This window comes from Cetobacterium sp. NK01 (assembly GCF_024506395.1).
GTDB lineage: Bacteria > Fusobacteriota > Fusobacteriia > Fusobacteriales > Fusobacteriaceae > Cetobacterium_A > Cetobacterium_A somerae_A.
This window is the reverse complement of the sequence record NZ_JANIBO010000003.1, coordinates 67,313-86,348: the sequence shown is the minus strand read 5'-3', so window position 1 is coordinate 86,348 and position 19,036 is coordinate 67,313. Positions and strand designations below refer to the sequence as shown.

23 protein-coding genes and 1 pseudogene are annotated in these 19,036 nt (G+C 25.1%); 14 read left to right on the top strand and 10 right to left on the bottom strand.

What is annotated here, in order from left to right:
- The first annotated feature begins 3 nt into the window (after positions 1 to 3).
- The 6 genes from NON08_RS12520 (at position 4) to NON08_RS12495 (ending at position 4,053) form a co-directional block, all read left to right on the top strand.
- Positions 4 to 411, top strand: coding sequence for a hypothetical protein (locus NON08_RS12520; protein ID WP_256691947.1), 408 nt, complete (start codon positions 4 to 6; stop codon positions 409 to 411).
- 8 nt (positions 412 to 419) lie between these two features.
- Complete coding sequence (locus NON08_RS12515; protein ID WP_256691946.1) at positions 420 to 1,337, top strand: hypothetical protein; 918 nt, start codon at positions 420 to 422, stop codon at positions 1,335 to 1,337.
- 11 nt (positions 1,338 to 1,348) lie between these two features.
- On the top strand, positions 1,349 to 2,677 hold the full coding sequence (locus NON08_RS12510) for a hypothetical protein (RefSeq protein WP_256691945.1): 1,329 nt from the start codon (positions 1,349 to 1,351) through the stop codon (positions 2,675 to 2,677).
- Complete coding sequence (locus tag NON08_RS12505) at positions 2,677 to 3,039, top strand: hypothetical protein (RefSeq protein WP_256691944.1); 363 nt, start codon at positions 2,677 to 2,679, stop codon at positions 3,037 to 3,039. Before NON08_RS12510 ends, NON08_RS12505 begins: the two co-directional genes overlap by 1 nt.
- A 166-nt stretch (positions 3,040 to 3,205) precedes the next feature.
- The gene (locus tag NON08_RS12500) at positions 3,206 to 3,808 is read left to right on the top strand and encodes a phosphoribosyltransferase (RefSeq protein WP_256691943.1); all 603 of its coding nucleotides are present in this window, start codon (positions 3,206 to 3,208) and stop codon (positions 3,806 to 3,808) included.
- A 98-nt stretch (positions 3,809 to 3,906) separates the two neighbouring features.
- Positions 3,907 to 4,053 (top strand): hypothetical protein, encoded by a 147-nt coding sequence (locus tag NON08_RS12495; protein ID WP_256691942.1) that lies wholly within the window; start codon positions 3,907 to 3,909, stop codon positions 4,051 to 4,053.
- A 303-nt stretch (positions 4,054 to 4,356) separates the two neighbouring features.
- On the opposite strand, the gene NON08_RS15125 is transcribed toward NON08_RS12495, so the two are convergent.
- Both NON08_RS15125 and NON08_RS15120 read right to left on the bottom strand, forming a co-directional pair.
- Positions 4,357 to 4,551, bottom strand: coding sequence for a WYL domain-containing protein (locus tag NON08_RS15125; RefSeq protein ID WP_413774060.1), 195 nt, complete (start codon positions 4,549 to 4,551; stop codon positions 4,357 to 4,359).
- Positions 4,552 to 4,638: 87 nt separating this feature from the next.
- Complete coding sequence (locus NON08_RS15120) at positions 4,639 to 4,824, bottom strand: HTH domain-containing protein (RefSeq protein ID WP_413774059.1); 186 nt, start codon at positions 4,822 to 4,824, stop codon at positions 4,639 to 4,641.
- Between the two features lie 450 nt (positions 4,825 to 5,274).
- Here NON08_RS15120 and NON08_RS12490 point away from each other — a divergent pair, with 450 nt between their 5' ends.
- The 5 genes from NON08_RS12490 (at position 5,275) to NON08_RS12470 (ending at position 7,358) form a co-directional block, all read left to right on the top strand.
- A complete protein-coding gene (locus NON08_RS12490; RefSeq protein ID WP_319941563.1) occupies positions 5,275 to 6,228 on the top strand; it encodes an AAA family ATPase in 954 nt (317 codons plus the stop codon).
- 128 nt (positions 6,229 to 6,356) lie between these two features.
- On the top strand, positions 6,357 to 6,644 hold the full coding sequence (locus NON08_RS12485; protein ID WP_256691941.1) for a hypothetical protein: 288 nt from the start codon (positions 6,357 to 6,359) through the stop codon (positions 6,642 to 6,644).
- Complete coding sequence (locus tag NON08_RS12480; RefSeq protein WP_256691940.1) at positions 6,634 to 6,759, top strand: hypothetical protein; 126 nt, start codon at positions 6,634 to 6,636, stop codon at positions 6,757 to 6,759. Before NON08_RS12485 ends, NON08_RS12480 begins: the two co-directional genes overlap by 11 nt.
- Positions 6,760 to 6,988: 229 nt before the next feature.
- On the top strand, positions 6,989 to 7,219 hold the full coding sequence (locus NON08_RS12475; protein ID WP_256691939.1) for a hypothetical protein: 231 nt from the start codon (positions 6,989 to 6,991) through the stop codon (positions 7,217 to 7,219).
- The gene (locus tag NON08_RS12470) at positions 7,209 to 7,358 is read left to right on the top strand and encodes a hypothetical protein (protein ID WP_256691938.1); all 150 of its coding nucleotides are present in this window, start codon (positions 7,209 to 7,211) and stop codon (positions 7,356 to 7,358) included. The genes NON08_RS12475 and NON08_RS12470 overlap by 11 nt, the downstream gene beginning before the upstream one ends.
- Before the next feature lie 181 nt (positions 7,359 to 7,539).
- On the opposite strand, the gene NON08_RS12465 is transcribed toward NON08_RS12470, so the two are convergent.
- The gene (locus tag NON08_RS12465) at positions 7,540 to 8,097 is read right to left on the bottom strand and encodes a DUF4231 domain-containing protein (RefSeq protein ID WP_256691937.1); all 558 of its coding nucleotides are present in this window, start codon (positions 8,095 to 8,097) and stop codon (positions 7,540 to 7,542) included.
- Positions 8,098 to 8,431: 334 nt separating this feature from the next.
- Here NON08_RS12465 and NON08_RS12460 point away from each other — a divergent pair, with 334 nt between their 5' ends.
- The gene (locus NON08_RS12460) at positions 8,432 to 9,004 is read left to right on the top strand and encodes a recombinase family protein (protein WP_256691936.1); all 573 of its coding nucleotides are present in this window, start codon (positions 8,432 to 8,434) and stop codon (positions 9,002 to 9,004) included.
- Between the two features lie 75 nt (positions 9,005 to 9,079).
- Positions 9,080 to 12,568 (top strand): hypothetical protein, encoded by a 3,489-nt coding sequence (locus tag NON08_RS12455; RefSeq protein ID WP_256691935.1) that lies wholly within the window; start codon positions 9,080 to 9,082, stop codon positions 12,566 to 12,568.
- 60 nt (positions 12,569 to 12,628) lie between these two features.
- Here the strand turns inward: NON08_RS12455 and NON08_RS12450 are convergent, their stop codons facing one another.
- From NON08_RS12450 to NON08_RS12435, 4 genes and pseudogenes are all read right to left on the bottom strand, one after another.
- The gene (locus NON08_RS12450) at positions 12,629 to 12,898 is read right to left on the bottom strand and encodes a hypothetical protein (protein ID WP_256691934.1); all 270 of its coding nucleotides are present in this window, start codon (positions 12,896 to 12,898) and stop codon (positions 12,629 to 12,631) included.
- A gap of 47 nt (positions 12,899 to 12,945) precedes the next feature.
- Positions 12,946 to 13,236, bottom strand: a pseudogene (locus NON08_RS12445) (JAB domain-containing protein); the annotation flags it as partial.
- Positions 13,237 to 13,886: 650 nt separating this feature from the next.
- Complete coding sequence (locus NON08_RS12440) at positions 13,887 to 14,735, bottom strand: IS3 family transposase (RefSeq protein WP_256692014.1); 849 nt, start codon at positions 14,733 to 14,735, stop codon at positions 13,887 to 13,889.
- 32 nt (positions 14,736 to 14,767) lie between these two features.
- Positions 14,768 to 15,052 (bottom strand): transposase, encoded by a 285-nt coding sequence (locus tag NON08_RS12435; RefSeq protein ID WP_256691933.1) that lies wholly within the window; start codon positions 15,050 to 15,052, stop codon positions 14,768 to 14,770.
- A gap of 457 nt (positions 15,053 to 15,509) precedes the next feature.
- On the opposite strand from NON08_RS12435, the gene NON08_RS12430 reads away from it, so the two are divergent.
- Complete coding sequence (locus tag NON08_RS12430; RefSeq protein WP_256691932.1) at positions 15,510 to 15,983, top strand: GNAT family N-acetyltransferase; 474 nt, start codon at positions 15,510 to 15,512, stop codon at positions 15,981 to 15,983.
- A 449-nt stretch (positions 15,984 to 16,432) separates the two neighbouring features.
- Here the strand turns inward: NON08_RS12430 and NON08_RS15060 are convergent, their stop codons facing one another.
- From NON08_RS15060 to blaOXA, 3 genes are all read right to left on the bottom strand, one after another.
- On the bottom strand, positions 16,433 to 17,065 hold the full coding sequence (locus NON08_RS15060) for a CatB-related O-acetyltransferase (RefSeq protein WP_240222348.1): 633 nt from the start codon (positions 17,063 to 17,065) through the stop codon (positions 16,433 to 16,435).
- A gap of 177 nt (positions 17,066 to 17,242) precedes the next feature.
- On the bottom strand, positions 17,243 to 17,941 hold the full coding sequence (locus NON08_RS12420) for an MBL fold metallo-hydrolase (protein WP_256691931.1): 699 nt from the start codon (positions 17,939 to 17,941) through the stop codon (positions 17,243 to 17,245).
- Between the two features lie 105 nt (positions 17,942 to 18,046).
- Positions 18,047 to 18,844 carry a class D beta-lactamase gene (gene blaOXA, locus NON08_RS12415; RefSeq protein WP_256691930.1) on the bottom strand — a complete coding sequence of 266 codons (798 nt, stop codon included), beginning with the start codon at positions 18,842 to 18,844 and terminating at the stop codon, positions 18,047 to 18,049.
- Positions 18,845 to 19,036: the final 192 nt, after the last annotated feature.

Sequence of the window (19,036 nt, the reverse complement as noted above, 5' to 3'; positions counted from 1 at the left end):
CAGATGTTTTTACAAGAGTTACAAAAATCAGAAAAAAAGGTTTTTTTAGAGTTGGCCTTTTTAATTGCAAATAAAAATGGGAGTATAACACCAAAAGATAGATTAACTTTTGAAAATTATAGAAGAGAACTAGGATTAGCAAAAACAGAATACAAAATTGAAGGAAAAAATGTTAGTGATCTTAATTTAACTTTAAAAAGATTTCCTAAAAAAACTCAAAAAGTATTTCTTTTGGAGTTGATATCTTTAGCTTTAAATAGTAATGATAAACTAATGGCAGAAGATGAAGTTTTTAAAGAACTATTAGAAGTGTGGCATTTAGAAAAATATGATTTTAATAAGATGAAAAGATGGGTAGACGCATTTAATGATTTGCTAGTAGAAGGTTATATATTATTAGAAGATAAATAGGAGGAAGTATGGGATTCTTTGGTTGGGTAAAAAATATAGGATCAGCAATTGTTGATACAGTTAAAAATGTTGCAGGAAAAGTAAGAGATAAAGTAAAGGATGTTTATCATAAATTTACAGGACAAGAAACAGCAGATAAGGCAAAACAACTATACGAAAAAACTAAAGAGAAATATGAACGCGAATTGAAATTATATAATGGTTCAAGAGATTCTTGTATAGATGAGATAAATACATTAGTAGAAGATATTAATAGCTACAAACAGAAATTTATGAATATCTCTTTAAAAAGATACATTAATATATTAAAAAAGATTAGAGATGCCGCAATAGAAAGTCAAGAATTATTAGAAAAAGCAAATATAAAAAATATTAATCTCTCTGAAATGAAAGCAATTGAACAAGTAATAAAGATTGATTTTCAAAAAGATACATTTAAAAATAATATGAAGGCAATATTTACATTAGGGTTTTTAACAAGAGGTCAAGCAAGAGAATCACTTGAAAATGCAGAAAAAGAAGCGGGAAGAGTTAAAATTGAAGTAGAAAAAATGCATGCAGAAATTAAGAGACTAAATTTAATGGTAGAATCTCTTAAGAATATATCTAGTTATTTTGAAGAACTTATAAACGTAGTTGATAAATCAAATAGACATTTAGAGTTCTCTTTAGGTCAAGTAAGAACAAAATTAATAATTCTAACTAAAAAGTTAATTAGTGGAAAATATAGTGTAAGAGATCTTCCTAAACTATCTCAAAAGAATATAATGCTTTCTACTACACTAGTTAAAACATTAATAGAGATGTCTAAGATGCAGTATATAAACACAGAAAATTCAACTATTATTACAGAAGATACAAATAATATAAATGATTTTATAAAAAGTAATAAACAAGTATTAGAAGAGTTAAAAGTATCAGCATAGGGGGATAGGTTATGGAAAAAAATGATTTTGATACAATTAATCCATTAGATATGGTTAAAGAGTTATTAGAAATGGAATTTTATAATAAAGTAGAAGCTGAAGATTTGTTTAAACAAATTGATGAAGAGTTTAATGGAAAAGGCGGAGCCATAGAATCATTAATGATTCCTTCAGTATATGGAATGTTAGATGTAGTTGGAAGAAAAGCCGAAATGTCAATTTCTCCTGGAGAAGTTGTAAGAGAATGTAAAGAATTTACTATAGATAATTATAACTTATCTGATGTTAGAGTAAGAAGTCTGAATAAAAAAATAGAGTTAGACATAGAAGAAAGAGAATTTAATCGAAACAAATTAGATCATGTTAGTAAGAGAGATAATTATAGAGATGAAAAAACAAATGGAAAAACAGTAAAAGATGAGTATGTTGAGAAGAAAAGTATCTATAAGAAAAGAAATGATGCAGAAAAAAGAAATTTTAAAGATATAAATAGTCATACAACAGATGTAGATCATATAGTTCCTCTGAAAGAACTTCATGAACAAACAAAACGTAATATACTTTTAAAAGAATCCGATATAAAAGTGATTGGTAATTTAGAGGATAATTATGCTTTAACAAACTCAAAACTTAATCGTTCTAAAGGGGATAAAACAAACTCTCAATACATAGAAAGTAATAAGAATGAACTTTCTAAAGAAACAATTGCGATAATGAAGAGTAAAGAAAAACAAGCAAATAGTGCAATAGCAAAAGAAGCAAATAAAAGGGTCGTGAATAATTTTAAAAATAATTCAGAAATGAGAAATACAGCATTAAAAGAGATGAGTAAAACAAGTTTAAAAGTGGGTGTGGATTCAGCAAAGACAGGTATTTATACTAGAATGACTATTTTATTAATAAAAACAACTTACTTTGAAGTAGTCGATTCATTTAAAAATGGGATAACACATAATATTGATGCTAGCACAACCTTAGAAGCTTTGAAAATAAGAGTAAATAGAGCTGTAACTTATATAATAACATCTTTAAAAGATATTATGTCAGGAAGCATTAAAGATATGATAATTGAAGCTATTAAGGGTTTTGTAAAATTAATATTTGATTTTTTCTTAGGAACAATTAAAATGATCGGGCAAATTGTTGTTAAAGGATTTGGTGCAATAGTTCAATCAATAAAATTACTAGTATCTCCTCCCGAAGGAATGACTTTAAGTCAAAGAATGGATGCAATAACTAAATTATTAGCAACCACGGCTTTAGGGGTACTTTTTTCGTATCTGCTAATGAAACAATATCAAAAATTATTCCATTTGCAGGTCCGCTTAATACTATTATAATGATTTTACTAGAAGGATTTTCAGTAGCGGGAGTAGTTTATATATTAGATAAACTTGATTTGTTTGGATCTAAATGGGAAAAGAAAATTCAAAGAATAAATGAAATATTTGATCAAAGATCTAAAGAAATTAAAGAAGGAGCAGAAAATATTGAAAAAAATGTTCTTGCTACTTTATTTGAACAAAAATCTAATTTTATGGATAAAATAAAAGAATTAAATTTATCTTTAGATAATAAAAACTTAGATAAAGCCAACGAAATGGCATTTTCATTAGCTAGTACTTTTAATATTAATCTTGAATATGAAAATTTAGATGAATTTTTGGATTTTATGGATAATACAGATACTTTAGTTTTTTAGCTAAAAAATTATTTTTTCTTTATTTACAACAAATTCTATAAGACCCACTACTTTAGTAGCAGTGACCTTAAGGGTAAGGTATATTTTCAAAGTAATATTCTTTTTTTAGAATAAAGAGGATACTTATGACAAGTATAAAAAAATCTTTTTTTTAGGAGGAATATCTATGGAGTTATATAAAGATATCGAATCTTTAGTTTTTAAAGAAGATAATAAAAAATATTCAATAAAATTTTTTAGAGTATATTATCCCAAAAGATACGAAATAGGAGCTTTAGATAGAAGGATAAGAGATGAAATATATGAGTTTAAAAACGGAGTATCTTTTGATAAATTTCTTATTGAAATAAAGGAATGGCTTATAGAAAATTATGGAACTTACCAGTTAAATGGAGTAATTTTTCTTCCTATACCAGCATCTAATAAAAAAGTAAATGAAAAGAGATATAAGAAATTTTGTGAGCTTTTGTGTGAAGAGTTAAAAATTGAAAATGGATATGCTTATATAAGCATGAAAGAAAATAACTCTCCTAATCATTTGAAAGATGATATGAAGGTTAAGAAATATGAGTTTATATTAAATAAAGATAAATTAAAGGAAAAATACCTTATAGTTTTTGATGATATATTAACTTCTGGAAAAACTTTTTACTCTTTAGCTACTAATTTAGAAGATTTAAATTGTAAAATTATATTAGCTATATTTTTAGCTAGAACAATAAAGCAAGAGGACTATGTAGAAGAGCATTTTACAATTTATAAAAAATAGAAGATAACCTTTTTAGTTATTAAATTGGATCTAATTAAATATTTGTCTAAATCTTCAAGTTAGAGTAATATTAAATTATCTAACTTGGAGTTTTTTTTATGAGAAGAAATATGTCTGAAGAAAAAAAGCAAAAAAGAATTAAAATGAGAGAATTTTTGAAACAAAATTCTATTTCTAGTTCTGATAATCTTAATACTTTTTTAAGATATGATGAAAGTTATAATAGAAGAGTTTTATTAAGGTGATCTATAAGAGGAGTTAGGATATACTACGACTATCGTAATAAAGATTCTAATAACTCAAAAAATAGAAAAGCAATCAAGAGATAGGAGTCAAATCATATTGCAGCTTCTAGTATATTTTAAAGAAAAAATTTAAATATAAGTATATGAAAGTATAAAATTAATAAAGTAAATTATTTTTTCACTTTATTAAGATTTCTCTAAAATATATAAAAATGGATGATCTAAAAAAATCATCCCTAAAAAATATAAAATATTACTCTAAATTTTTTAGAGTTTACACAAAATTTGAAGAAGCCTCTGTATTTATTTTTTTTCTATTAAAACTGCTTCATCAAGCTTAGTTAAATTAATATTTTCATTTAATATCCGAATATTTATTATTCTCCTTAATCTAAATAGTCTAATTTCATTTTTCTCAAGGCAAAAGCATTTTAAATACCAGGCTTTACTTTTAAACCATAAAATATAAGGTTCTACCTCTCTATTGTGTTTTCCCAACCTGAATAATCAATTTTTATATAGTCCCTTTGATTTTCACCAAACAAAGAACTAAGTTTAGAAAAAATACTTTTTGCTGATTCTTTATTAAAAGAGTTCAAGCTTTAAATCGCTATTAACATATCTTTTTTTTTCATTTTCTGTTAGTACTTGCTTGTTAAGAGTAAAATTCTGCAGTAAACTTATCCCCCCATTTCTTCCTTGAGTCATAAAAATAGGGATACCTGTACCAGATATAATTTCAATATCTCTATAAATTGTTCGGACTGACACCTCAAATTATTCTGCTAATTCTTTAGAAGAAATGTTTTCCCTATTTAATAATATATATAAGATTTCAAATACTCTATTTATCTTCATATTGTTTATACAATCACCATTCTAAAATTTATTTATCTTATTTAAATTATGCCATAATATTAACAAACTAAGAAGAAATCTATTCTTTCTTATATTCTTAAAAATAAAAAAATTAGAACATATTAGTGAAATACTAGAAACTTTAAAAAGTAACATTTAATTTACGCCGACATATTTCCGACGTATTTTTTTATTTATTGTGGATGTAGAAAATCCGGCAGAAATTATGCAGGAAGTGCGTGCACAATTATAATGGAGATAAATTGATTTTTTTAATTTTTTTGTAAAATTATGATAAAAAAACATATTTTAACAAAAATAAATTATTATTATATGATTATTATATTAAAATTAATATAAAATATATTTTTAGAAAGTGGGAATAAAAATGAATATAAAACAAATCGGATTGAAAAAAATAAAAAATATAAATATAGTATAATAGAATTCCGTAGTAATTTATCTGGAATCTATGGTCCTAATGGAATAGGAAAAACATCTATTATAGAAGCTTTAGAAGTTTTAAAAGTATATTTTAGCAATACTTCTAAATATATAAATAATAACCAAGTTTTAGATAAAATTCTAAAGCTTATGACGATAGATAAACAAAATATGGTTATTGAAGCTATTTTTGTTCATAATGATATCGATTTTAAAGTTTTAGTGGAGTTCGTCAAAGATAGTAACGGTGGAATTTTTGTCTCTAGAGAGGAGTTTTTCCAAAAACAATCTAAAGCTAGACGTAAATTTCAACGTATAGCTAAGATTAAAAATGATGATACAGTGTTATTACCAGAGATTTTTATAGGAGGAACAAATACAACAAATTCAAATATTTTAATCGAGTTTTTAGATACGTCAAACTTTAAACAACTGTTAAAAAACTTTAGTAATTTGAATAGTTTTTTCTTGAGCTCATTCTTACATACAGATATAAAAAAATTAGAAGATCCTAAATTTAAAATTCTGAAAGATTCCTTTGAAAATTTAAAAATAGTTGAAAATTTAATTAAAAATATTGTAGTAGTTACTCTATCAAAACAAGCTCTTTATAAGGATACACTAGTTATTCCTATTAATTATGGAGATGGTTCAGATTTAGATACTATAAATTACTCTACTCAAGATAATATTTTCAATAAAAAAGATGTAGACTCTTTGAAAAGAGCTGCTAAAAATATAGATAAGCTGCTTTCGATTATTATTCCTGATTCTAGGTTTATACTTGAAGAAAAAGTTGTTGGAATTGATGAAACTGATGAAAGAATTGCTATCAACTTGTTCCTGGTGAAAAAGGCATCAAAATCCCTTTAACACTAGAATCTACTGGTACAATTAAACTTGTATCTCTTTTATCTATTTTAATTGTGTATATACAAAATTAAAAAGCTATTATTGTTATAGACGAGTTAGATATTCATATCTTTGAATACCTATTAGCTGTGCTACTAGAAACAATGGCGCCTTTAGCTAAAGGACAGCTTATTTTTACAGGTCATAATCTTTTACCTATGGAAAAATTAGATAAAGATTCTATTATAATCGCCACTGAATCTAATGATAATATAGTTTACACATTTATGAAAGGAATTTCAAACAGCACTAACATTAGACAAAAGTATTTACGTTCTCAAGCCTTATGGAGTGAAGAGAATATAGAACCTCTTCATTTAAATATCCCAGCTTTAAATATTTTTGTAAAAGGGTTGGTGTTAAAAAATGGCAATTAAACTTGTTCTTTTTATTGTTGAAGGACCTTCAGATGAAGAAACTCTTTCTGCATATATAACAAAATTGATGTTTAAGAATAGAAAAAAATTATCAGTACAAATAAACTTATGGTGATAAAACAAGTGAAAACATCCCAAATAGTAAAACTCTTTTCACAGTTACTGCTGACAATGTAAATCAATATATTGAAAATATCATAATTGAATATTTAAACAGAAAAGATGTAAAAGATCTAGGTATAAAAGCTAAAAATATTGAATATGTTTTTTATGTAACAGATACTGATAACTGTTTTTTTGAAGAAACTCTACCTAGATTAAATAAAAAAGAGTGTCTATCAAAAATGTTCAATTTTAAGGAGATCGAAGTTTATCAAAATCAAATTCAAAGACGACAAGAAAAGCAAAAGAATATTTCTGAGAGAAAAATACCAAGAGTTCCATTTGAAACAATATTCTTTGCTAAGGATTTAGAAGCTGTAACTATTGGAAATAGCGAAATATTAACAGATGAATTAAAAGAGAAGTTGTCAAATGAATTTGCTCAAAATTCTCTTTTAATAGATGGTTTTTGAAAAAGTTTTTAGAGATAGTAGTTTGATGCAATGGGAAACTTTTGAAAAATCATACATAAGAATAAAAGCTTATAAAGATAGAGCTTCTAATATGAATAACTTTTTAGATAAAGTAGACAGCTGGAAAAAGAAAGATTAAAAAAAGTCAATGACTACTCCTAAACGAGCAGTATTGACTTTTTTATTTTATAACCCTAAAGAAAGAGTTATTAAAGCTACTTATTATAGATATAACCATAACAAATTCATATTTTTTATAGTTTTTCTGATTATATTAATGTGTTTATTGGTCTTGGCTAGATACCAGAAATAGATAAAAATTAAGATTTTTCATCGTCCGAATTAAAACCTTTTCCTGAGAGAAAGGTACTATTAATATTTCCTTTAGAGTACCAAGTACCACTCTCTTCTGATAGAATATCTTCTAAATTTTTTAAAAACTCGTTATCATTTAAATTATTAATAATTTTATCAGAAATCAATCTTTTTAAAATTTCTGAATATTTTCTATAAGTATACCACTTTATTTTAGGATCTTTTATATATAGATATCCATTTATTATAGTAATCAAAATAGAAATAATCACGTAAATATTGTTGTTAGCATTATTTTTATTTAAATCTTTTAAGAAGGGAATAAAAGCTGCTAAAATTATAGATAGAAGAATATAGAAGTTATAATTAAAACAATTAATTAGAGCATGCTTTTCATACCATAATAAATTCAATTTAAAACGATTTTTTATATACTCATTAGTTATATTTTCTAAATATAAATTTTTTTCTAGATCTTTTAATCTAAAAACTATTATGTATAAATAAGCAAAACAATTTATTAAAATTAATATTATGATAAAAATAATATAAAATGTATTCATTAGTATTAACCTCCGCTTTAATTTAATATTTTATAATGTACTAAAATAACAATAAAATCCTTTTTCATTTTACATGTAATCAATATAGTTTTTTATGGTTATATTGTTATATTTGCTTAAAAAAATTGACCTTTTCAGATGTATTCTCCCATAAACACATATTTTTCAATTTTCTTTTTTCTAATAAGGTACAATCTAAACGAACGCCTTAAAATCAAAATTACAAAGCCTTAAAAATAATTTTCGAACGTATTTTATGAATATGTGATTGTTATTTACTTTAAACGAACGATATTGTATAATATATCCAAGAATTTTAATTATCGGAGGAAGTATGAAAGTTGGATATGTGAGAGTCTCCACTGTGGACCAAAATGAAAGTCGCCAATTGGTGAGGATGGAAGAGGCCAAGGTGGAAAAACTATATATTGAAAAAGTATCAGGTAAGGATATCGAGGGGAGACCTGAACTTAAAAACATGCTAGAGTTTGTTAGAGAAGGGGATACTGTGTATGTCCATGATTTCTCTAGATTAGCTAGATCTACTAAGGACCTTTTACATATAACTGACCTTTTAGCCAAAAAAAAGGTGCATTTGGTGTCATTTAAAGAGAACATCGATACATCTACACCTACTGGAAAGCTAATGTTAACTATGATAGCTGCTATAAATGAGTTTGAAAGGACTAATCTTTTAGAGCGTCAAAGGGAGGGAATATTGATAGCAAAGGAGTTAGGAAAGTACAAAGGGCGTAAACCAATACCTTTTCCAGAAAACTGGAAAGATATTTACAACAGTTGGAAAACTAGAGAAATCACAGGTACTAGAGCTATGGAGATATTAAATCTTAAAAAGACAACGTTTTATAAACTGCTTAGAGAGTGGGAGAAAATAAACAATATTTAATTCATATAAAATTTTAATATTACTTGTTCAATTAAATAATATAAATAATACTATTAAATTCAATGGAGATATAAAATGTGGGGAAAAAAAGATAAAAAAATCGAAGGTTATAATTTATTAACTCCTTCAATAGTTCAAAAGAAAGAAATTTCTTATAAGTTATTAAAAGAGAAAATAAAAGATGAAAAGACTAAGAATATTGGAATAACAGGATCTTATGGATCAGGAAAAAGTTCTTTAATAGAATCAATTAAACTTGATAAAGATATAGAAAAGAAAAAATATATATCTATTTCACTTTTAAATTTTAGTAAAGAAGATATAAATAAGGAAAGTATTCAAGAAAAAACTTTAGAATTAGAAAAGAGAATACTTCAACAAATATTTTATCAAAAAAAATCTCAAGAACTACCTTTAAGTAAATTTCATAAAATAGAAATTGAAAATAAATTTATTGAATATTTAAAAATATTTCAACTTGTTTTATTTATAATAGCTAGCTTTATTTTAAAAGAAAAATATTTTGATATGATAAAATTAATTATAAAAAACGGAGGTTTCAATAAAATAAGTTATATAGAATATATTTGTTTTTTTATTTTTATTTTATGGGGAACGTTTATATTTTATCAATTAGTTGGTAGTATTAAAAAACTTAAAATAAAAAAAATAGCACCTATTTCTTCTATTGAATTAAGTAATGATTCAGATAAAGAAAAGAGCACATTAGATTTATATATGGAAGATATTATTTATTGTTTTGAAGCTCTAAAACTAGATTTAATGTTTATAGAAGATTTAGATAGGTGTGATAATATTGATATTTTTATAAAACTAAGAGAATTAAATATTTTATTAAATGAACGACTAGAAAATAGAAAAGTTACATTTGTTTATGCTCTTAGAGATGATTTATTTTCAGATAAAGATAGAACTAAGTTCTTTGACTTTATAATACCTGTAATTCCAGTTCTAAATTCATCAAATTCTGAAGGTCTTTTAAGAGAAAAAATTAAAAATGATTTTGAAGATGAAGATAATGAGTTTTTAAGTGAAATTTTTAAATATATAACAGACATGAGATTAGGTTTGAATATTTGTAATGAGTATAAAATATATCGAGAAAAATTTTTAAAAGAACATTTTTCATCTAAAAATTTATTATCAATTATTGTATATAAAAATATATATCCTCAGGAATTTTCAAAGGCAAATTTTAGTACTGGATTTTTATATAGATTATTTCATACTACTAAAGCAAGTTTAATTGAAAATAAATTAAAAGAAATAAATCAAAATATTAATTCTTTTGAGAAAGACTTAATAGAAATAGAGAATAGAAAAATAAAAGATTTAAAATTATTAAATGTTACCTTTGAAAATACTATATATCGAAAAATTGCAGAGAAAAATAACAGAATAATTAAATTAGAACCTTTTGAATTTAAAGAATCATTGACAGTTACATATAAATATTATTATTCTTATAACAGTACTTGGTCTAGTGACAATGAAACTATAAATTTAAAAGATATTGAAACTATTTTAGGAATTGATTACTACAGAGAAAAAGAATTAATTAAAAGAAATGAAGAAAATGAAGTAAAAAAAATAAAAGAAAAAATACAAATTTTAAAAAAAAGAAAAAATGAACTCGAAAGAACGGCATTAGCTAATTTATTAAAAAAACAATCCAAGTTAGAAAAGAAAGAAGTTTTAGAAGTTAAAGATAAGCTGAAAGAAAAAGAGAGAAATCCTGAAGAAATAGAATATGAATATAATTTTAAATTATTTTTATTCGGGAATGGGTATATTGATGAAACGTATGGTGATTATTTATCAGAATTTAAAGAAGGAGAACTTACAAAAGAAGATAATCTGTTTATAAGAAGAGTTCATATAAACGATGAAAGTGATACTCAAAGAAAGCAAATTATAAGTAATGAAATTGCAGTTTTTGAAAAATTAAAAACTGTAAATAAATATAGTATGTTAAATATATCATTAATAAATTCATGTTCATCTGACTCTTTAAACGAAAATAAAAATATATATTATAAAAGATTTTTAGAATTTATGGATTTAAAAAATTTAGATATTAGAGAAGATTTTTTATTTTTTCTAAGAGAAGTTGAAGATAAAGAAAAATTTGTTCTTAGTCTATTACGAAATAACAGCTTAACTTGGAATGAGTTAAATGAATATTTTGAGACTAATTTTATAAATGAAATAATAGAAAATATAATTAATTCTTTTTCAGAAAAAGGAATTGAGGAACTTTGTGAACTTACAAGTGATCAATTTCTAGAATCTTTAGAAAATCAAGAAGATATATTTAATTTAAATTTAAATTTAGATAAATTTCAGTTTATTTTAAAAACATATCAAATAGAAATTAATAATATATTGAGAACAACCAATACTGATTTCTTTAAATTAATAAAAGATAATGAAAGCTATGTTTTAAATAAAGCAAATATTGAGAATATTTATTTTATGGAGACAAAAAAAGAAATACAACAAAATAGATTTTATTCTGATTTAACGGATACTGATTTAATAAACTATATTGATAAAAATATAGAGATATTTTTAAAAAATATATATTTTAATTTGGGTGATTATTCTGAAGAACAACAAAAATTAATCATAATTTTAATTAATAATAAATTAAATAATGAGGAACTAATCTTTAATTTACTAAAACTTAATATGAAACCATTTATAGATATAAGCTCATTTTCTACAAATCTTTGGAAAACTTTAATTAAAGATTATAAGATAATTAAAACGGTTTCAAATATAAATAAATATTATTCAGAATTTGGATTAGAAAATTTGGTAGAATTTTTAACTAATTGGACTACTGAAATAACCTTAGATGAAGAAATTGATGTTGATTTAATAGATGAACTGATATTAGAGGATGATATCTCTATACAAATAATTCAGAATCTTTTAGAAAATATGCATTCTTATATATATGAGATAGATTCAGAAATTTTTAAAAGAATTAAAAGTGATAAAATAAAATATTTAATAGAAAGTAAGAAGCTTTCTTTCAATAAAGAAATATTAGATATATTAAAAGCTTCTCTCTCTGAAGACTTAAGAAACGAGTATATTTTTAATAATAAAGCAACCATCTTTGAATTAATAGAAAAAGAAGAACTAGATATAAATATTTTTGATGATTTAATAATAATAAAACTTATTGAAGATTGTTCAAACATTAAGTTAATCACAACTAATCTTCTAGAAAGAGATTGGAAAATTAAAATTACAGAAAAAATAATAAAAAATATTATAGATATTTGGAAATTAGATTCTATTCCATTATTAACGAATCAAACTAAATTTTATAATTTTGAAATTTTTGATTTTTTAAAAAATTTAAATCCTAATTTTGAAAAAAGTAAAGTTTTCTTAAAAGATGCTCATTTATGGAATAGTCTAGCAACCCAATTGAAGCTCTTTAATCTAATTACAATAGGAAAACCTTATGGAAATTATAATATGCTTCTAATTAAGCACTCCCCTAAAATATCAAAAACTTTACTATAGAAGTTAGTAAATAGCAAATAAAAAAAAGCAAGGTTTTAAATCTTGCTTTTTTATGTTTATTCAATCTTTTTCTCTTCTCAAAAGTTCCTCTAACAACTCTTTAGTACTAAACTTTCTAAGTGGATTTTCTTTAAAAGAGTACTGGAACTCATAGCTTTCAAAAACTATTTCAATAACTTTTTCAAGTAGTTCTAGACTTACATTTTTCTCCAAGAAAAACTCTATCATCTCTATCTTACTAACTCCAATCTTCTTGGCCACTCTACTACTGCTTAAATTTTTCAGATTCATCTCTCTTCTAATACTAACCATAATATCAAACTTTTTCATACAGCACCTCCATCTTTAAAAGTAGCTTGAGGGAACTCCCTCAAGCTTTACAAATAATCAATTAAACCATTTTCATAAAAACTAAAGTTTTCTGTTTCTGAGATTATGTAGTGGTCAAGTAGTTTTACATCAACTTTATCAAGAAGCTCTTGCATCTCCAGTGTCAGCTCAATATCTTTTTTAGATGGAGTTAAATTACCACTTGGGTGGTTATGTACAAATATAACTCCTTTAGCTTTTGATAGGATTGCCTTTTCAATTATCAATCTTGGATAAACAACACTGCGGTCTATAGTTCCACAAAATAGAGTTTCATTTAAAACTATTTGATTACTGCTATTTAGAAAAACTCCTCATGTTTTAAATATCCCATTTGGATGTTCATATAGTTTAAAAATCTACTTTCCCTCGAACTGTTATATCTTCAGATTTAATACCACCTTTTAAAAACTCATTTAATAGTTCCAAAAACTCTAGGGCGTTATTAATAGCCTTTCTTAAAGGCTTTTTTAACTGAGGTTTTATCTTTTAAAAGGGAGTTATCTCAACAAGATAGCAGAATGGGGAGGGTGGGAAAGACTTAAAGGTTCAAGGGCGAAGAGATCCGTGTATTGCAAATTAAATTGTCTTTCATCCACAGCTCTCGAGCCCTTTTCCTATTAAGGCAAGAACTGTCTTTAACTCTTGAGCGGAGTACTGAGCGACCGGCAGGGTAGCGTACCATAAGGGACTGTCAATAAGACTCCCACTATCCCAGCTACGACCAGAGGGAGAAAGCGATGAGTTAAGTGGCTATTTCTTGCCAGAAATTCTTTTTAACAATTTTGAAAATATTCTTATTTTTGTAATTTACAAAAAGTTCGCTGAGCGAACTTTTTATATCAAAATAATTTTCTCAAAAATTAAAACTTTTTTATAAAACCTGGTGTTCTGTCAAGATAGTAGACAGATTTTACTTTGATTTTTTTAGAAAATATCTCATATAATTTCATGAGACATTTTCTAAATACTTTTCTTCAAATACTTCTGGCGAAACATAATCTAAACTACTATGAAGTCTATTTTTATTATAGAATCCTTCAATATAATCAAAAATTTGAAGTTGTGTTTCTTTTTGATCTAATATTGGATTTGGATAAATTTGTTCCTTCTTTAAACTTGAATGAAAGGATTCCATTGCTGCATTATCGTAGCAATTTCCTTTACCACACATAGATTGTTTAATATTATTTTTTTTCAATAATTGTTTAAATATGTTACTTCTGTACTGTGATCCTTTATCGCTATGCAATATTAAATTCTCAGCTAATCCACGTCTGCTTATTGCTAGTTTTAAGGTGTTTACAACTAAACTCGAATCCATTCTATCATCAATGATGTGAGCTATTATTTTACGACTATAAAGATCCATAATTGATGATAAATACATCCATCTTTTTTTAGTCCAAATATAAGTTATATCAGTAACCCAAATTTGATTTGGCGCATCTACTTTAAGATTTTTAATTAAATTCTCTTCAATAGATTCATTACTTGCTTTAGATTTTGATCTAAATTTTTTATATGATATCGCTTGAATAGAATTTTCCTTCATAAGTTTTGCAACACGTTTTTGACTTGCGATGTGACCGTTAGCATTTAAAGTAGCTGCTATTCTTGGGGAACCATAAGTTTTTCTTGAATCAATATGAATTTTTTTAATTTTATTTATTAAAATAACTTTTTCAGCTTCTTTATTCGTACGAATATCCTCGGTAGCTAAGTGTTTATAGTATCCACTACGTGAAACACCGCAAACCTTACACAAAATTTTTATATTATGAACTTTAGAATGAATTTTGATGAATTCAAATTTTTTAGTAATAGAAACTACTTTGTGAGTCTCGAAAATATGGCCGTTGCCTTTTTTAAAATCTCATTTTCTTCTTCAATTTGTTTGATTTTCTTTTTTAACTCTCTAATTTCTTTTTGTTCAGGAGTTAATTGATCTTCATCTCTAAAGCTAGAAGAATTTTTGTATTTTCTAACCCATGAATGAATAGTTTGAACAGGCAGGCCATATTCTCCTGCAATTTCTTTTACTGTTTTTACGTTAGATTCAACAATATCTACGATTTGTTTTCTGAATTCATCATCATATTTGTGTTTTGACACTTGGGGCACCTACCTTAATTTATTATCTAAAACTATGATACTAATTAAAGTAAAAAGTGTCTACTAAAAGATTATAACACCAACCCGTTGTCTAAATATTGTAAATAAATGTTAAAAAAGTAATAAATAATTTAATCCCCCCAAAAGAGCCTCTATCCCCCCAGAGGCTCTTTCCCTTTTTTGTATTTTAATTTTTTTAATTAAAAAATACAAAAAGTCCACCGGGTGGACTTTCTCTTCTAATCTAAATATCCATATGAAAATTTAATTTAATATTTAGGTGAGCATTTATCTCCTTGATTTTATTGAGTTTTTTAAAAAAAATTAATAACATGTGAGCATTTAAGTGAGCATTTATCAAAAAAAATGGTCATTTGTATTTTTATAGCTAATTATTTAAAATTAATGTATAATATCACAAATTTATAATTAAAAACTTTTTGTGGGGGTAAGTAAAATGATTAATATTAGAAAAGCTTGTATTGAAGACTACACATCTCTTTGCTTAGTTTACGACGAATTAGATAGTTTACATCTTCAAAATCATCCTGAACTTTTTAAAAAACCATTGATTTCTTCTAGAGACGAATCTGATATAAAAAATATTATTGAAAATCCTAACCGAGAATTATTTGTAGCAGAATACAACTCTGAAATTATTGGATTTACTGAATGCTTTATAGCAACATCTATAGATCATCCTGTTATAAAAGAACGTAAATGGATACAACTAGATAACATAGCCGTAAAAAATGAATACCAAAATAAAAAAGTAGGAAATCTTTTATTGGAAAAGGTTAAGGAATGGGCTAAAGATAAAAATATCAATCGAATTGAATTAACAGTATATTCATTTAATACAAACACAATTTCCTTTTATGAAAAAAAAGGGTTTAATGAGATAAGTAAAAAAATGTATTTAGATTTTTAATATATATTTAAAATAATTTATCATCATTTATTTCTCCAAAAATTACAATAATAGTTAGAAGATAGAAAAGAATTTAAGGCAGTACAAATAGCCATCACACAGTTTCAAAGTTGTTTTAATTTTTAAATGAAATGATTGAAAGTTTTAAAGTTATTCAAAGGTGATTTAGTAGTGAATAGAGGGATTTGTGATGGTTGCCCTCTATTTTTTTATTCAGTTAGAATCTATAATTATTTATAAATATTTTAAGGAGATAATAGTATGTCTCAATCTAAAATTAATTTTAAAATAGACAAAAAGTTAAAAAAGAGCTTGATAAAATTTGTGAAGGTCTCGGTTCGTTTTTTCCAAAAAAAGTCACTTTTTCTTCGTTTAAGTCAATAGAATCAAGAGATATTTAAATTTACATCTTTTTTAATAAAATCAAAGACCTTTAGAACTATTTTCTGTTACTCACCCTTAATCTTATGGTACATACTTTTTAAAAAATTTAAATTATTAGAGCATAACGATTCTATTAGGTTTTCAATTTTTTCCTCAGGTAAATCATAAATTTTCATATTCAATAATTTCTCTATAGCTTCCTGAGGAAATCTATATTTTATAACTTGGGCAGGATTTCCACCTACAACTGAATATGGTGGTACATCTTTTGTGACAACAGCTCCAGCTGCAATTATCGCTCCTTCGCCTATTTTAACTCCTGGCATAATTATAGCTCTTATTCCTATCCAAGCTCCATCTTCGATTATTGTATCTCCTCTTTTTTCATAAGCTTCATCAATCTTTTCCATAAAAGGGTAACAAGAGAACCAATCTACCCTATGAGTATTGTTTCCACCCATCAATATGATACTTTCTGCACCAATACACACAAAATTTCCAATATATAATTTATCTAAATCCCACTTATTTTTCCAACTTTTTTTACTATATTCATCTCCATATAAATATCTCACAACTGAATTTTGAAAATTTTCAGTCCAAGCATTACTATAATAACTTTTTGTTCCTTTTATAATAATATTTTCATTTGTTACTGTTTCATGAATCATCTCTATTTTAGACCAATGTTTTTCCAATTTTTTCCTCCAATATTACTTTTATAATTTTAATCAATAAAAAATTTATAATACATTTATGGTTATAAGCTATTTTTACTTTTTAAAATTAAAATAACATATCTCAATTAATTATACTTTATTTTATTCAGTTAGATGATAACTTTTAATTTTCTATCATTATTATCGGAAGAAAACCTAATTGGCTCCTAGAATTCCACCGTGGTAACAAATATATTTTTCGATTTTTAAATTTTTAAAATTTTCTAAGGATTTTTCAGCTGTTGATAAATCTAAACAAAATTGTGGATTAGCAATAACTAAATTACCATCCTCTATAATGGCAGCATCACCAGTTATAAAAATTTTTTCATTTTTTAAATAAAGAGAAGTATGCCCAGGAGTGTGTCCAGGAGTTTCAACTACCATACAACCACCAAACCAATCTAAAATATCTCCATCATTAACTGTAATATCAACCTTAACATTATTTAAATTTTCATATCTCTTACAAAATTCAATTCCAAACTCCTTATATTCCTTTGGTAGAGTATCTAAAACTTTTTCTCCTTGAATTAGTCTTAGGTTTTTTTTAGTTCCTTCAATATACGGTTTCTCTTTTAAAGAGGCCACTATTTTAATATTAGGATATTTAACTTTAATTTCTTTTGCACTTCCCATATGATCATCATCTTGGTGTGTTAAAAATAAGTGTGTTAAGTTTTTGGGATTTAGTCCATTACTAATCATTTCTTCTTCTATTAAATGAAGAGAGTTAGAATAACCACAATCTACAAGAACTAAATTTTTTTCATCTTGTATAACACATGGAAAAATATCAAAATTTTCATGCTTATATTCGTAACTTAATTTTAATAAAATAATTTTATTTTTCAAATTTATCACCTTTTATTATATTTTTTTCAATTACATTTCTAGAGGTTTTGTATTAAATAGAGCAAAGGAGAAAATTAAATTAATTTCCTCCTCTGTTCTCTGATTCTATATAATATTTAAGGCTTTTAAAGATTCTTTTGCCATTTCTTCACGCTTAGGTAAATCTTTACCTTCTTTCATATCTAAGTTTATAGCAAAGCTGTATACCTTGCCATCTTTTTCTACCCAACCAACAAACCATCCAACTGGAATTTCTATATTTGAAGTTGCCCATCCAGTCTTTCCGTGCATAGTCCATTCTTCAGTCTTTTCTAAAATTGTTATTTTTTGAACTTGTTTTTGAATATCTTTAGTGTATGGTAATTCATTTTTTGCTAATTTAGTTAATAACTCACATTGCTCTACTGCACTAATTTTTAGAGGTCCTCTTAACCAAAATTGATCAACTTCTTCTCCAATTTTTTTATTTCCAAAAGTTAATTTATTGATTTCTTCTTGCATTTTTTCTGTTCCAATTTTTCTAGCTAACAATTGATAAGCAGGAACTTGTGAAACTTTAATAGCATATCTTAAATTTGAATCTTGAGCCCAACTTTCTAAAAATACTTTCTCACCGTTATATTTGTAAAAAATATCATCTACATTCTTAACAGCTCCAGTATTTAATCCAATTAGAGAGTTATAAATTTTAAAAGTAGAAGCTGGATAAAATTGTACTTCTGCTCTTTTTTTATTGTAACCAGTGAAACTATTATTTTGTGCGTCATAAAGGACAAAAGTTCCTTCTAACTTATTCTTTTCAAATATCTCTTCAATTTTTTTATTTTCAGTAAAATTTAAAGCTAGCAACTGAAATGATAAAATTAGAAAAATATTTAAAATATAAAACACTCTTTTTTTCATAATTAAAATTAACTCCTTTTTATTTTTTGCCCTTCAGTGTATCATATAACTCATGAATTGTAAATAAAAGGCTTTAATCATTGTTAATACCATATCTTTACTGAGATTTTATCTTTGGTAAAATCTGAAAGTCCACCGGGTAGATTTTTGGCGGAGATTGCAGCTAGAAGATAAAAAAAGTTATTTCCGCCT

What these genes read in the sequence shown, in the direction of transcription:
- NON08_RS12520 (WP_256691947.1), top strand. Translation starts at nt 4, where the DNA reads ATGTTTTTACAAGAGTTACAAAAATCAGAAAAAAAGGTTTTTTTAGAG.
- NON08_RS12465 (WP_256691937.1), bottom strand. Translation starts at nt 8,097, where the DNA reads ATGAATACATTTTATATTATTTTTATCATAATATTAATTTTAATAAAT.
- NON08_RS12480 (WP_256691940.1), top strand. Translation starts at nt 6,634, where the DNA reads ATGGCAATTAAACTTGTTCTTTTTATTGTTGAAGGACCTTCAGATGAA.
- NON08_RS12470 (WP_256691938.1), top strand. Translation starts at nt 7,209, where the DNA reads ATGGTTTTTGAAAAAGTTTTTAGAGATAGTAGTTTGATGCAATGGGAA.
- NON08_RS12505 (WP_256691944.1), top strand. Translation starts at nt 2,677, where the DNA reads ATGATTTTACTAGAAGGATTTTCAGTAGCGGGAGTAGTTTATATATTA.
- NON08_RS12510 (WP_256691945.1), top strand. Translation starts at nt 1,349, where the DNA reads ATGGAAAAAAATGATTTTGATACAATTAATCCATTAGATATGGTTAAA.
- NON08_RS12455 (WP_256691935.1), top strand. Translation starts at nt 9,080, where the DNA reads ATGTGGGGAAAAAAAGATAAAAAAATCGAAGGTTATAATTTATTAACT.
- blaOXA (WP_256691930.1), bottom strand. Translation starts at nt 18,844, where the DNA reads ATGAAAAAAAGAGTGTTTTATATTTTAAATATTTTTCTAATTTTATCA.
- NON08_RS12450 (WP_256691934.1), bottom strand. Translation starts at nt 12,898, where the DNA reads ATGAAAAAGTTTGATATTATGGTTAGTATTAGAAGAGAGATGAATCTG.
- NON08_RS12515 (WP_256691946.1), top strand. Translation starts at nt 420, where the DNA reads ATGGGATTCTTTGGTTGGGTAAAAAATATAGGATCAGCAATTGTTGAT.
- NON08_RS12495 (WP_256691942.1), top strand. Translation starts at nt 3,907, where the DNA reads ATGAGAAGAAATATGTCTGAAGAAAAAAAGCAAAAAAGAATTAAAATG.
- NON08_RS12460 (WP_256691936.1), top strand. Translation starts at nt 8,432, where the DNA reads ATGAAAGTTGGATATGTGAGAGTCTCCACTGTGGACCAAAATGAAAGT.
- NON08_RS12430 (WP_256691932.1), top strand. Translation starts at nt 15,510, where the DNA reads ATGATTAATATTAGAAAAGCTTGTATTGAAGACTACACATCTCTTTGC.
- NON08_RS12475 (WP_256691939.1), top strand. Translation starts at nt 6,989, where the DNA reads ATGTTCAATTTTAAGGAGATCGAAGTTTATCAAAATCAAATTCAAAGA.
- NON08_RS12500 (WP_256691943.1), top strand. Translation starts at nt 3,206, where the DNA reads ATGGAGTTATATAAAGATATCGAATCTTTAGTTTTTAAAGAAGATAAT.